This is a genomic window from Streptosporangium sp. NPDC003464 (assembly GCF_053588315.1).
Window position 1 is genome coordinate 1 of the sequence record NZ_JBSFPS010000286.1, and the last position, 12,789, is coordinate 12,789.

The following is a 12,789-nucleotide window of genomic DNA, read 5'->3' on the forward strand; positions in this document are numbered from 1 at the left end:
ACTGCCCGGACTGGGTGCCGGGTGAGCTGTGGATCGGCGGGGCGGGGGTGGCGCTGGGCTACCGGGGTGATCCGGAGGTCACGGCGGCCAAGTTCCGCCGGGCGGGGCGCCCGAGGCGCGGGGCGGCGCCGGGACCGTTCAGGGCGGCGGGGTGGGCCGGTGCCCACCCCGTCGGCCCGCGCGGCCGGTTCCGCGGAGGGCCGGACGCCGGTAAAGGCCGTCCGCGGTCCGGCGGGCCCGCCTGGCACGGTCCGATGCCCGCAGGTCAGGGTCATCAGGTGTTTTCTTGCCGTTCGGCATGGACCGCTCCTTTCCTGGATAAAATCACTGCACTTATGCACGGTTACGACGAGCACGACCAGGCAAGATGGGTGCCGGAACCTCCCGGCAACCCGGAGAGAGGCCCGTTCGAGCGAGACCGGGCGCGGGTGCTGCACAGTGCGGGGCTGCGGCGGCTGGCCGCCAAGACCCAGGTGGTCGGGCCGGGGGAGACCCTCGGCAGTGGGCAGCACATCCCGCGCACCCGGCTGACCCACTCGCTGGAGTGCGCGCAGATCGGCCGGGAGATGGGCCAGTCGCTCGGCCGCGACCCCGACCTGATGGAGACCGCCTGCCTGGCCCACGACCTCGGGCACCCGCCGTTCGGGCACAACGGGGAGACCGCGCTCAACGAGCTGGCCGCCGGATGCGGCGGGTTCGAGGGCAACGCCCAGAGCCTGCGCCTGCTGACCCGGCTGGAGGCCAAGGTCGTCACCGAGGACGGCCGCAGCGCCGGGCTCAACCTCACCCGCGCCTCCCTGGACGCCGCCGTCAAATATCCCTGGACCCGCGAGAAGAGCCCGAAATACTGCGCCTACGGCGACGACCTGGCCGTCTTCGAGTGGATCAGGGAGGGCGCGCCTGAAGGGCGGGTCAGCTTCGAGGCCCAGATCATGGACTGGGCCGACGACGTCGCCTACTCGGTGCACGACCTGGAGGACGCCCTCCACTCGGGCGCCGTCGCGCCGGAGGCGCTGCGCGAGGCCGGCGAGCGCCGCGAGGTCTGCGCGACCACCCGCGACTGGTACGCCCCGGACGCCGACACCGGCGAGCTGGAGGACATCTTCAGCCGGCTGGTCGCCCAGCCGCTCTGGCCCCGCCACTTCGACGGCTCACTCGCCGCCCTCGCCGCGATCAAGGGCCTCACCAGCTCGCTCATCGGCCGCCTGTGCCGCTCGGCGCAGATCGCCACCCGGGAGGCGTACGGCCCGGCCGCCGGCCGCCATGGCGCCGACCTGATCGTGCCCAGGGCCACCCGCCTGGAGTGCGCCCTGCTGAAGGGGCTCACCGCCCACTACGTGATGACCAGGGACGCGCACAACGCCAACCAGGCCAGGCAGCGCGAGCTCATCCACGACCTGGCCCACCTGATCATGCTGGGCGCGCCCGGCACGCTGGAGCCCGCGCTCCGGCCCTCCTTCACCAGGGCCGGCGGCGACGCCGGGCGGCTCCGCGTGGTCGTCGACCAGATCGCCTCGCTCACCGACACCTCCGCGGTCACCTGGCAGCGGCGCCTGTCCGGCCGCTAGCCCCCGATGGTGATGTTCTCGTCGTCCGGCTGCGGGGGCTTCTCGGTGGCCTTGGGCTTGGCCACCGGCTTGGACTTGCACAGGGTCGCGCACTTGGGCGCCGCCCCGGTCTGGGCCATCACGGCCTGCATCTCGTCCTTGGGTGAGAGCGTGCGGTTGCCGTTCAGCCAGGCGTCCAGGTAGTTCCACGGCTTGACCATGCCGCGCCGTACCCACCAGAGCGCGGGCTCGGTCTTCCAGGAGATGGCGAAGTAGAGGTTGCTGGCGGTGGAGCGGGCGTTGCCCGAGTTGCCGACCTGGCCCAGGACCTGGCCCGCGCTGACCCGCGTCCCCGGCCGGATCCCCGGGGTGACCCTGTCGAGGTGCCCGCCGAGGTAGCGCACGCCGTCGTCCCCGATGACGGTGACGAACCGGCCCTCGCGGTCGGTCCCCCGGTCGGTGGAGGGCGTCCAGCGGTTCTTGATGTTGACCTCGTGGACCACGCCGTTCACCGGCGAGACGAACGAGCACCCCTTGGCCGCCCAGATCGTGGTCTTGGGCAGGACCAGCAGCCTGCTCTCGTAGGTCACCCGGCAGCCCCTGACGGGGAAGACGTAGGTGTGGTCGGACACCTTGGGCGGCGGCACCTGCACCGGGTCGTCGGCCTTGGGCCGGTCGACCGTCACCCTCACCGGCACCTTGGGGGTGGGCGTCGCCGTGGGCGCCGGAATCGTCGCGGTCACCGCGCCCGGCGCCGCGGCGACCGCCTCGGCCACGGGAGCCGGAGGAAGGGTGCTGATGCCCGCCACGCCGCCCGGTGAGGCGCAGGCCCCGGTGACGAGCGCCGCGCTGGTTACCGCGGCCAACCGTGCTATATGCCCCGATCGCATGATCTCCACCCGCGTAACTTATCGAGAATCAGCCTTTACCTTTGTAACCGACCTTCCGATTGGTCACGACCCGTTCGAGAAAGTCGTCCCCGTCGTCCGGCTCGGACCTGTCGGAGGGCCCCACTAGACTCACGGCGTGGCAGGCCGGATCAGTGACGAGGACATCGCGCTCGTGCGGGAGCGCTCACCGATCGCCGACATCGTGGGTGAGCACATCCAGCTCCGCAACGCGGGCGGCGGAAACCTGAAGGGGCTGTGCCCCTTCCACGACGAGAAGAGTCCGTCCTTCAACGTCACCCCCACCCGGGGATACTGGTACTGCTTCGGCTGCGCCGAGGGCGGCGACGTCATCACCTTCGTCCGGCGGCTGGAGCACCTGTCGTTCGGCGAGGCCGTGGAGCGGCTGGCGAACCGGGCCGGCATCCAGCTCCGCTACGAGCAGGGCGGCTACGTCCCCGGCCGCGAGCAGGGCGAGCGGAGCCGGCTGATCGAGGCGCACCGGGCGGCGGCGGAGTTCTACGCCTCGAAGCTGACCGCGCCGGAGGCCGCGGTCGGGCGCAGATTCCTGTCGGAGCGGGGCTTCGAGCGGGTCGACGCCGAGCACTTCGGGGTGGGCTACGCCCCCGCCGAGTGGGAGGCGCTCTCCCGCCACCTGATGGCCCGGGGGTTCACCAGCGCTGAGCTGATCAAGGGGGGCCTCGCCAAGGAGGGGCGGCGGGGTCCGATAGACCGCTTCCGGGGGCGGCTGGTCTGGCCCATCCGCGACATCACCGGCGACGTGATCGGTTTCGGCGCGCGGAAGCTGAACGACGCCGAGGACGGTCCGAAATACCTCAACACCCCCGAAAGCCCGCTCTACAAGAAGAGCGAGGTCCTCTACGGCGTCGACCTGGCCAAGCGGGAGATCTCCAAGCGGTCCCAGGCGGTGATCGTCGAGGGCTACACCGACGTGATGGCCTGTCACCTGTCGGGCGTGCCGACGGCGGTGGCCACCTGCGGCACCGCGTTCGGCGAGGAGCACATCAAGGTGCTGCGGCGGCTGCTGCTGGACCAGTCGGGGTCCCACGGCGAGGTGATCTTCACCTTCGACGGTGACGCGGCGGGGCAGAAGGCGGCGCTGCGGGCCTTCGCCGACGAGCAGAAGTTCGTCACCCAGACCTTCGTGGCCGTGCAGGCCGACGGGCTCGACCCGTGCGACCTGCGCGTGCGGCAGGGCGAGGCCGCCGTGCGCGACCTGATCGCCAGCCGGGAGCCGCTGTTCGCGTTCGCCATCCGCAGCGTGATCTCCCGCTACGACGTGAGCACCAACGAGGGCCGGCTGTCGGCGCTGGACGCCGCCGCGCCGATCGTGGCCGGGATCAAGGACCGGGCGCTGCGCCAGCTTTACGGGGTCGACCTCGACCGGTGGCTGGGCTTCAACAACGAGCGTTTCGTCATGGACCGGATCGCCGAGATCTCCGCCACGGCCCAGCAGCGCCCGCAGCGGCCCGCCGGGCCGCGCCGGGTCGCCGACCTCACCGACCCGGGCGTGCGGACCGAGGCCGAGGTGCTGAAGCTGGCCGTGCAGCGCCCGGCGCTGCTCGGTCCCGGCTTCGACGCGATCGGCCCGGAGGCGTTCACACTGCCCGAGCACGCCGCCCTCCACCGGCTGGTCATGGAGGCCGGCGGCACCGCGGCGGCCGGGCACGGCGGCCGGGAGTGGGTGGACCGGCTGCTGGAGGGGGTGTCCGACGCGCTGCGCGGGGTGGTCACCCGGTTCGCGGTGGAGGAGTTGCGCGCGGACGTGGCGAACGAGGAGCGCTACGCCTCGGCCATGCTGGCCGCGCTGGAGCTCGTCTCGGTGGCCCGGGCGATCGAGCAGTTGAAGTCGCGCATGCAGCGGACCAACCCGGTCGAGGAGCAGCAGGACTACAACCGGCTGTTCGGCGAGCTGGTCGCGCTGGAGCAGCAGCGGCGCGTGCTGAAGGAACGCGCCGCCGGAAGCTGATCGCGTAATTGGCTTTAATTTCCATGCGCTGATTCGACCAAACCCTAATAAGGTCTCGGTTCGATAATGATCCGGGCCTTACCTTCGGTGCCAAAAATAGGTCTGCCATTTTGGGGACCCAATACAGCAGACTGTGTCCCGTGGGTGCATCGGTGCTGCCAAGTGGGCCGCCATCGGTAGACCAGGTGGCCGACCTCGTTGCGAAAGGGAGGGAGCGCGGAAGCGTCACGGTCGACGACGTGGCCGCCGCTCTCGACAAATCCGAGCTGCCGTCCGACGCGCTCGAACGCGTCGTCCGCATGCTCGCCGAACACGGAGTGGAGGTTCTCGAGCCCCAGGGCGATGAGGAGACCACCCGCTCGGATGAGGAGGACGTCGGTAAACGGGCGCCGACCAGCGATCTGGTCCGCATCTACCTGCGGGAGATCGGGCGGGTGCCACTGCTGACGGCCGAGGAGGAGGTGGAGCTCGCCAAGTCCATCGAGGCGGGGCTGTTCGCCGAGGACAAGCTGGCGAACATCGTCTCGCGGCTGGCCTTCCCGGAGTTCAAGGAGCTGGTCTGGCAGGGCACGCGGGCCAAGCAGCGGCTGATCGAGGCCAATCTGCGGCTCGTCGTCTCCATCGCCAAAAGATATGTGGGCCGCGGGATGCTGTTCCTGGATCTGATCCAGGAGGGCAACCTCGGGCTCATCCGGGCGGTCGAGAAATTCGACTACACCAAGGGATACAAGTTCTCCACGTATGCCACATGGTGGATTCGCCAGGCGATCACACGGGCCATCGCCGACCAGGCGCGCACCATTCGCATTCCGGTGCACATGGTCGAGACGATCAACAAGTTGGTCCGGGTGCAGCGCCAGCTCCACCAGGACCTGGGCCGCGAGCCGGCGCCCGAGGAGATCGCGCTGGAGATGGATCTCCCGATCGACCGGGTGATCGAGATCCAGCGCATCGCGCAGGAGCCCGTCTCGCTGCAGTCGCCGATCGGCGAGGAGGACTCCGACCTCGGTGACTTCATCGAAGACGCCGACGCGGTCGTGCCGATGGAGGCCGCGGCCTTCATCATGCTGCAGGACCAGCTCGACGACATCCTCGCCACGCTGTCCGACCGTGAGCAGCGCATCATCCAGCTGCGCTTCGGCCTGGCCGACGGCCACCCCCGGACGCTGGAGGAGGTCGGCCGGGAGTTCGGCGTGACGCGGGAGCGGATCCGGCAGATCGAGTCCAAGACCCTGGCCAAACTCCGCCATCCGACCAGAGCACAGATGCTCCGCGACTATCTCGACTGAGAGTCCGTACGGCGAAGGCCCCCTGGTGCGCGTCCCGGGGGCCTTCGCCGTTCCCGGCGTTGGGGCCGGTGCCCGCGCCCGCGCCCGCAGGCCGACGGTGGCGCTTGTCACATCCGCCTGAGGGTCACCCGGTTGGCGGATTGAGGTAAGGGGAAGCTAAGTTAGGGACGCCTGACCGACCATCAGGCGCCTCGATGCCTCCCGTCCGCCGTTCCGCCACCGCCCATGGCCTCCTCGCCCCGGCCGGCACCGCCGTCGGACCGCTGTCCGGTCCGGCCGTGGTCGCGGCCGGTCGATCTTTCACGAGAAGGGGAAGAGATGCCCGATCTCAGCCGACGCAGGCTTCTGACCGGCGCGGGCCTCGCCGTGGGCGCCGGGGCCGCCGCCGTCGCGGGCGCAGGCTTCGTACGACAGGCGCAGCCGGAGCCGGTCCGGGCCGACTCGCCCGGTGCCTCGATCCCGTTCCACGGCCCGCACCAGGCCGGGATCGCCACCCCGGTCCAGGACCGGCTGCACTTCGCCGCCTTCGACCTGAGCACCGACTCCCGCGAGGCGGTGGTGGCGATGCTGAAGGCGTGGACCGCCGCGGCGGCCCGGATGACCGCGGCGCAGGAGGTCGGCGGCGGGGCGACGGGCGCGGAGCTCGCCCCGCCGGACGACACCGGCGAGGCCATCGGCCTGCCCGCCTCGCGGCTCACGCTGACGGTGGGCTTCGGCCCCACGTTCTTCGACAAGCTGAAGCTGCCCAGGCCGGACCGGCTCAAGGAGCTGCCGCACTTCCCGGGGGACAAGCTCGACCCGGCCCGCAGCGGCGGCGACCTCTGCGTGCAGGCGTGCGCCGACGACCCCCAGGTCGCGGTGCACGCCGTACGGAACCTGGTGCGCATCGGCTTCGGCACGGCGTCGGTCCGGTGGTCCCAGCTCGGCTTCGGCAAGACGTCCTCGACCACGCCGGACGCGCAGACCCCGCGCAACCTGATGGGCTTCAAGGACGGCACCGCCAACATCGCCGGGACCGACGGCAAGCGGCTGGACGAGCACGTCTGGGTGGGCGAGGAGGGGCCCGAGTGGATGCGCGGCGGCTCCTACCTCGTGGCCCGGCGGATCCGGATGCACATCGAGACCTGGGACCGGACCTCGCTGAAGGAGCAGGAGGACATCTTCGGGAGGACCAAGCGGGAGGGCGCCCCGTACGGGGGCACACGCGAGCACGACCCCGTGGTCCTGGCCAGGATGCCGGTCGACTCCCACGTGCGGCTGGCCCACCCGGACTCCCTGGGCGGGGTGACGATCCTGCGCCGGGGCTACTCCTTCACCGACGGCAGCGACGGCCTGGGACGGCTGGACGCGGGCCTGTTCTTCCTGGCCTACCAGCGTGACCCCGAGAAGGGGTTCATCCCGATCCAGCGCGCCCTGGCGGCCAAGGACACGCTCAACGAATACATCCAGCACGTCGGGTCCGGCCTGTTCGCCTGCCCGGGCGGGGTGCAGCCGGGCTCCTACTGGGGTGCGGGGCTCCTCGCCTGACCTGAGGTCCGGCCGCCGGCCTGTCCTCAGGGGCCGCCCGCGGCCGGACGGCCCCTGAGGTCCTCCGGAGCCGGTCCGGCCGGATGGGCCCTCAGCCGCCGACGGACACCAGCACGTCCTGCGCGCGGTGGTCGGACAGGCCCTGGGGATCCAGGAGGCCGTAGCCGTGGACGGTGGCCGCCGAGGTGAAGGTCCAGTCGAGCTGCCACAGGGCCGGCCCGCCGGCCGGCCAGGAGGCGGGCAGCAGGACGGGGGAGGCGCGGTTGGCGTTGGAGAGCCGGCCGGACAGCCACCCCAGGTCGCCCATGGCGTAGGTGGTGTTGAAGTCGCCGGTGACGACGAGCGCGCCGCGGTTGGCGCCGACGTCGGCCTCCAGGCCGTCGAACTGTGCCTGGCGGGCGGCGTCGCGGTCCCGTAACCCGGTGTAGAACCGCGAGGTCAGCGGGCTGTCGTCCAGCATGTACTGGGTGGGGACGTGCACGTTGTAGACCGACAGCACGGAGGCGCCGACCCGCAGGTCGGTCCGTAGGACCTTGGCCAGGTCGAACGCCGCCCGCCACGGGGAGCCGGGACCGAGGGCCCCGGCCGGCCCCAGCGCCCGGGCCGAGACGATGGGCAGGCGGGACAGCGTGACCAGCTCGCCCTCCACCGCGAGGTGGTATCCGGGGAACTCCCGGCGCAGCCGCGCCAGGTCGTCGACCTGGCGCGGGGCGCCGCCGGACCAGTGCAGATACTCCTGGAGCGCGTAGACGTCGGCGTCGCGGGCCCTGAGGAAGGCGTAGAAGCGGTCCGGGTCGTCGTCCTGGTCCCAGTATTCGGTGTTCCACGACAGCACGCGGAGCGCGCCGGCCGGGGCGGCGGCCGCGGTGCCGCCGGTCAGCGCACCGGGGTTGAGCCCGCTCTGGCCCGCGCCGAGGAGGAGGGAGGCGGCCGCCAGGACCGCGCACCACCGCCGGGTCCGGCCGGCCCGGCCGGTCAGCGGCACGGCGGCCAGCAGCAGGAGCGGCGCGGCGAGATAGACCAGCGGCGGCACGAGGTCCGGTACCAGCCACAGCCAGAACCGGCCCGACAGCAGGTGGTGCAGGACGACGAACGCCAGCCACGCGGCGGCGGCCCAGGCGAGCGCCCGGGCCCGCCGCCGGGGCGTACGGCCGGCCGGCGCGGGCGGCCGCCGCGCCGCGGCGCCTGTCACGTCCGCCGTCTCCGCTCCGCCGTACACGCCCTTCAGCCTCCGCTCCGCAGCACGGCCGGGGCCGGGACGTCGTAGACCCCGCGGAAGCGCCGGGACACCAGCCACTGCGCCGCCCCGGCGGCCACGCCACCGATGATGACGAGGTTCACCAGGAAGTGCACGCCGACGAAGAACAGGCCGAAGAGCGGGCAGCGCCGGGCGAACACATACCGGTACATGCCCGCGTCACAGGCCAGTGAGACGGCCAGCCAGAGCGCCGGTACGGCGGCGGCAGCGGGGCCCAGGAGCAGGGGCAGCGGCAGGGTGAGGGCCGCGAACGCCGCCGCCAGGGAGGCCCAGGCCCGGGAGGCGGTCTCGTAGCCCCGCGCGAACCTGCGCCGCCGGGCGTACAGGGGCACGCGCAGTCGGCCGCGGTGGAAGAGTTTGCGCAGCAGCGCCCCCAGCTCGCGGTCGTGGCCCATCCGGCCGCGCACCGCCGAGGTGATCACGACGGTCCGCCGCAGGCTGAGCCGCCGGCCGTAGTCGACCTCCTCGGTGTGGCGCAGCAGCGGGTTGAACGGCCCCGTCTCGGCGAAGACGTCCGCGCGGATCGCGAACATCGCCGACCACAGGAAGGAGACCTCGCCCTCCGAGCCGATCGACCAGTAGTGGTGCTGCAGGGCGCGGTAGTCCTCGGTCCGGGTGGAGCGGATCAGCGGTTCGGGGTCCTCGATGCCGCAGACGGCGCCGAGGCCGGGGTCGGCCTCCAGGAGCGCCACCGCGGTGGCCACCGCGTCGGGGGCCAGCGCCACGTCGGAGTCGACGAAGAACAGGATCTCGCCGGCCGCCCGGGCGGCCCCGGTGTTGCGGGCCACCGCGGAGCCGCCGTTGGCCGGGGTCCGGACGACGGGCACCCCCATGGACTCCGCGATCGACACCGATCCGTCGGTGCTGCAGTCGTCCACCACCATGATCTCCAGGGGGGAGTGGGTCTGCTCCCGCAGGGCCGCCAGGCACAGCGGCAGGAACCGCGCGTGGTTGTAGTTGGGCACGATGACGGTGACCAGTGGACGGTCCGGTCCCATGGGTTACCCCGCTTTCGGATTCTGGTCCGGGTTCGGATGACGGTCCGGGGCGCGGCGCGCGGACGGCCCGGCGCCGCGGGCGCTCTCCCCGGCGGCCGGTGAGACGACCACGTCCTGCAGATGGTGGGTGGACATCCCCTCGGGGGAGCGCAGCTCGTAGCGGTGCACGCGCAGGCCGGGCGAGGTGAGGGTCCAGTCCATCCGCCACAGCCGCAGCCCCGCGAAGGTGAGCGTCGCCGGGTACGGTGACCGGCCGGCGCGCGCCGCGTCGGCCAGGCCCGCCAGCCGCCGCGCGTGTCCCGTGCCGGGCAGCGTGTTGAAGTTGCCGGAGACCAGCACGGGGTTGCGGTTACGGCCGAGATCGGCGGCCAGTGCGTCGAACTGGGCCGTCCGCGCGGTGTCCAGCGCCGCTATGGACCGGTAGAACTCCCGGCTCAGCGGGCTGGAGCTGAGGTAGAGCATGTCGTAGAAGTGCACGTTGTACACCGAGACCAGGCGTCCGCCGACCCGCAGGTCGGTGCGGAGGGCCGCGTCCGTCCAGGAGGGCGCGAGCGGGTTCGGGTCCGCCCCCAGCGCCGCCTGGCCCGCCACGGGGAGGCGCGAGATCGTCAGCAGGCCGCCGGCGGTCACGATGTGGTGGCTGGGGAACTCGCTCCGCAGCCGCTCCCCGTCCCGCAGGGGCAGCGGGGCCCCGGGGCCGCACCCCGAGTGCTCCTGGAGCAGGTAGACGTCGGCGTCGAACCCTTTCAGGTAGGCGAAGAAGCGGCCGGGGTCGTCGGTGGTGTTCCAGCAGTAGGTGTCCCAGGAGACGACGTGGAGCGCGCCGGGCGGGGCGGGCCCGTCCCCGGCCCACGCCCAGGGGGCGCGCGGGTTCAGCCCCGCCTGGTCCAGGCCGAGGACGAGGGCGGCCGCGGTGAGCAGGGCCGTCCACGCGCGGGCGGTCCGGGCGGTCCGGACGCGGCACAGCCGGAGCACCACGAGGGCGGCGAGCAGCGCCACCGGCAGCAGCGCGAACAGCAGGGGCGGCACCATGAGATCGGGGACGACCCACACCCAGGTGCGGCCGGTGAGCAGCCGGCGCAGCGCGATGAGCGCCACCTGCGCCGCCGCCAGGCTGACCAGCACCCGTTCGAGGCGGGACAGCCGCGTGCGGGCGAGCAGGAGCATCGCCACCGCCCCGAGCACCAGCAGCGGTCCGAGGCAGAACATCAGGAGCGGCAGCGCGCCCCCCCACCACCAGAACCTGCCGGTCAGCCAGTTGGCCAGGGCGGACAGCAGCCACACCGCCGACACCCCGAGCGCCACCCGCACCGCCCAGCGCCCCGCCGCGGTCCGCCGCCGCTCCGGCCCGTCCTCCGGTACGGCCGCGCCCGGCGGGTGGAGCCGGGCGGTGCGCCCGCCGGGCCCCGATCCGGAGGGACCCGCGGTCATGCCGCCGTCCCCGCCGTCTCCGCCGTCTCCGCCGTCTCCGCCGTCTCCGCCGTGCCGGGCGCCCGGTCGCGGATGCGCAGCCAGAACGACGCCGGGCGGTAGGACTCGGTGAGCCCCAGGCGGTGCCAGAGCGGCTCCACCAGCCCGCGCAGCCGCGCGTCACCGTCGATGAACGCGTTCGGCAGCTCGGTGTCGAACCGGGCCGGGTCGGCCAGGAGGAAGGCCGCGAGCAGATACTGCTCGGAGTAGTGCCGCCAGCGCCACTCGGGCGGGTAGTCGCTGGGCAGCAGGATGTCGTGCAGCTGCACCAGGACGCCCGGCCGCAGCAGCGGCAGGATCTCGAAGAAGAAGACGGTCACGTCCGACCCCATGAAGACCCGGTGCGACCCGTCGAGGAAGACGATGTCACCGGCCTCCAGGTCGGCGAACAGCCCCGGGTCCACGCGCTCCAGCGGGCTGCGGACCACCGTGTCGCACAGCGCGTCGACGGTGGCGCGCGGCGCCGGGTCGATCGAGGTGACGCGGGTGCGCAGGCCGTGGTCGTCGATCGCGCGGCGGACGAACTTCGTGGAGTTGCCCGAGCCGATCTCGACGTACCGCCGCGGCGCGGCCTCGGTGAGGAAGCCGTACAGCGCGAGCGCGTCCAGCGGCGGCAGCCAGCCGTTGTCCCAGTACGGCGTGGTGCCGCCCGGGTGCTCCCGCACCGGGATGGCGGCCAGGCGCTGTTCCAGGGCGAGGAAGCGGGTGAGCCGCTCGGCGTAGCGGGCCCGGCCCCGTTCGAGCAGCGCCGCGATCTGCGGGTGGTCCGGCCTGCCGTACCCGAAGCGCGGCTCCGGCCGGGCGGGGTGGTCGATGAAGATCGGCCGGCGTAGGCCGAAGACGGACAGGACCGTGCCGTGCACCGCCGGGTGCCGCTCCAGCCACGCGAAGGGCCGGTCGGCGAGGGGCAGCGCGGCCAGCGCCCGCAGCAGGGGGCCGCTCACCCGCCCGGCGGGGAGCTGGCGGACGAGGTGGCGGAGCTGCTCGCGGCCCGGGGAGGCCGGCGGCGGGCCGCTGTGCGAGGTCGATGTCATGACGGGGAGGCTCCTTGCTGTCGGGTGAGTCGTGCGTGCTGGTCCCCGGCGGGCGGGGTGGGGCGGTGACCGCGCCGGCCGGTCCGGGCGAGCCAGCCCAGGACGGCGGCGGTCGACGCCAGGTCGGCCACGGTGATCAGCACCCGGCTCAGCGCCACCAGCGTGACCAGGCCGCTGCCGGTCAGCAGGGTGGCGACGGTGAGCCCGAGGACGGCCTCGCGCGGGCCCAGCCCGGAGGGCATCACCAGGGTGAGGACCCCGGCCACGGTGGACAGCGCGAAGCCGCCGACCCCCACGGTCAGGGCCCCGGACAGGGGCGCACCGAGCGCCACCGCGAGCACCGTGACGTGCAGGCCGCTGATCAGCCAGCCGGCCGCCATCAGCCCGGTCACCGTGAGCAGGACACGCCGTCCGGGCAGGACCGGCGGGACGTCGCCGCGGCGCAGCACGCGCTGGGCCACGCCGAGCAGCCTCTCCAGCAGCCGGGGCAGGGCCGCCGGCACGAGCGCGGCGGCCAGCGCCGGCAGCAGCGCCCACCACAGCGCGTCGGCCGCCACCAGCCAGGGCAGGGCGACCAGCCCGACCGCGAGCCCGGCGACCACCGCCAGTCCCTGGCTGGCCACGAAGGCCCCGGCCAGCCTGGCCGGGGGCTCGCCGAGCGGCCTGGCCTGCGCGGCGTGCGCCACCGCGGGCCCGCGGCGGCGGCGTGGGCGGCCGAGTCGATGGACTCGTCCAGGCAGAGCGGGGTGGTCAGGCGCTTGGCGAGCTGGGCGTGCTGGACCAGGTCGT

10 protein-coding genes are annotated in these 12,789 nt (G+C 73.1%); 4 read left to right on the plus strand and 6 right to left on the minus strand.

What is annotated here, in order from left to right; genetic code table 11:
* Positions 1-335: 335 nt before the first annotated feature.
* Positions 336-1,568, plus strand: a complete 1,233-nt coding sequence (locus ACWDS7_RS40365; RefSeq protein WP_451933579.1) for a deoxyguanosinetriphosphate triphosphohydrolase — start codon at positions 336-338, stop codon at positions 1,566-1,568.
* Here the strand turns inward: ACWDS7_RS40365 and ACWDS7_RS40370 are convergent.
* Positions 1,565-2,413 (minus strand): M23 family metallopeptidase, encoded by an 849-nt coding sequence (locus tag ACWDS7_RS40370; RefSeq protein ID WP_451933571.1) that lies wholly within the window; start codon positions 2,411-2,413, stop codon positions 1,565-1,567. The two genes, ACWDS7_RS40365 and ACWDS7_RS40370, sit on opposite strands and share 4 nt — an antisense overlap.
* A 160-nt stretch (positions 2,414-2,573) precedes the next feature.
* Between ACWDS7_RS40370 and dnaG the strand changes: the two genes are divergently transcribed.
* From dnaG to efeB, 3 genes are all read left to right on the plus strand, one after another.
* Positions 2,574-4,424 carry a DNA primase gene (gene dnaG / locus ACWDS7_RS40375; protein WP_451933572.1) on the plus strand — a complete coding sequence of 617 codons (1,851 nt, stop codon included), beginning with the start codon at positions 2,574-2,576 and terminating at the stop codon, positions 4,422-4,424.
* A 185-nt stretch (positions 4,425-4,609) separates the two neighbouring features.
* Complete coding sequence (gene rpoD, locus ACWDS7_RS40380; RefSeq protein WP_306857215.1) at positions 4,610-5,713, plus strand: RNA polymerase sigma factor RpoD; 1,104 nt, start codon at positions 4,610-4,612, stop codon at positions 5,711-5,713.
* A gap of 318 nt (positions 5,714-6,031) precedes the next feature.
* Positions 6,032-7,240: an iron uptake transporter deferrochelatase/peroxidase subunit gene (gene efeB, locus ACWDS7_RS40385; RefSeq protein WP_451933573.1), complete on the plus strand. Its 1,209-nt coding sequence runs from the start codon at positions 6,032-6,034 to the stop codon at positions 7,238-7,240.
* Between the two features lie 91 nt (positions 7,241-7,331).
* Here efeB and ACWDS7_RS40390 read toward each other — a convergent pair whose 3' ends face one another.
* From ACWDS7_RS40390 to ACWDS7_RS40410, 5 genes are read right to left on the minus strand one after another with little or no spacing between them, the layout of a single operon-like run.
* Positions 7,332-8,459, minus strand: coding sequence for an endonuclease/exonuclease/phosphatase family protein (locus ACWDS7_RS40390; RefSeq protein ID WP_451933574.1), 1,128 nt, complete (start codon positions 8,457-8,459; stop codon positions 7,332-7,334).
* A gap of 5 nt (positions 8,460-8,464) precedes the next feature.
* Positions 8,465-9,496, minus strand: a complete 1,032-nt coding sequence (locus ACWDS7_RS40395) for a glycosyltransferase family 2 protein (RefSeq protein ID WP_451933575.1) — start codon at positions 9,494-9,496, stop codon at positions 8,465-8,467.
* A gap of 3 nt (positions 9,497-9,499) precedes the next feature.
* Entirely contained in the window at positions 9,500-10,927 is a 1,428-nt protein-coding gene (locus ACWDS7_RS40400) for an endonuclease/exonuclease/phosphatase family protein (protein WP_451933576.1), read from the minus strand.
* A complete protein-coding gene (locus ACWDS7_RS40405; protein WP_451933577.1) occupies positions 10,924-12,000 on the minus strand; it encodes a class I SAM-dependent methyltransferase in 1,077 nt (358 codons plus the stop codon). Before ACWDS7_RS40405 ends, ACWDS7_RS40400 begins: the two co-directional genes overlap by 4 nt.
* Positions 11,997-12,686, minus strand: coding sequence for a hypothetical protein (locus ACWDS7_RS40410; RefSeq protein ID WP_451933578.1), 690 nt, complete (start codon positions 12,684-12,686; stop codon positions 11,997-11,999). Before ACWDS7_RS40410 ends, ACWDS7_RS40405 begins: the two co-directional genes overlap by 4 nt.
* Positions 12,687-12,789: the final 103 nt, after the last annotated feature.

What these genes read in the sequence shown, in the direction of transcription:
- ACWDS7_RS40365 (WP_451933579.1), top strand. Translation starts at nt 336, where the DNA reads ATGCACGGTTACGACGAGCACGACCAGGCAAGATGGGTGCCGGAACCT.
- efeB (WP_451933573.1), top strand. Translation starts at nt 6,032, where the DNA reads ATGCCCGATCTCAGCCGACGCAGGCTTCTGACCGGCGCGGGCCTCGCC.
- ACWDS7_RS40395 (WP_451933575.1), bottom strand. Translation starts at nt 9,496, where the DNA reads ATGGGACCGGACCGTCCACTGGTCACCGTCATCGTGCCCAACTACAAC.
- ACWDS7_RS40400 (WP_451933576.1), bottom strand. Translation starts at nt 10,927, where the DNA reads ATGACCGCGGGTCCCTCCGGATCGGGGCCCGGCGGGCGCACCGCCCGG.
- ACWDS7_RS40405 (WP_451933577.1), bottom strand. Translation starts at nt 12,000, where the DNA reads ATGACATCGACCTCGCACAGCGGCCCGCCGCCGGCCTCCCCGGGCCGC.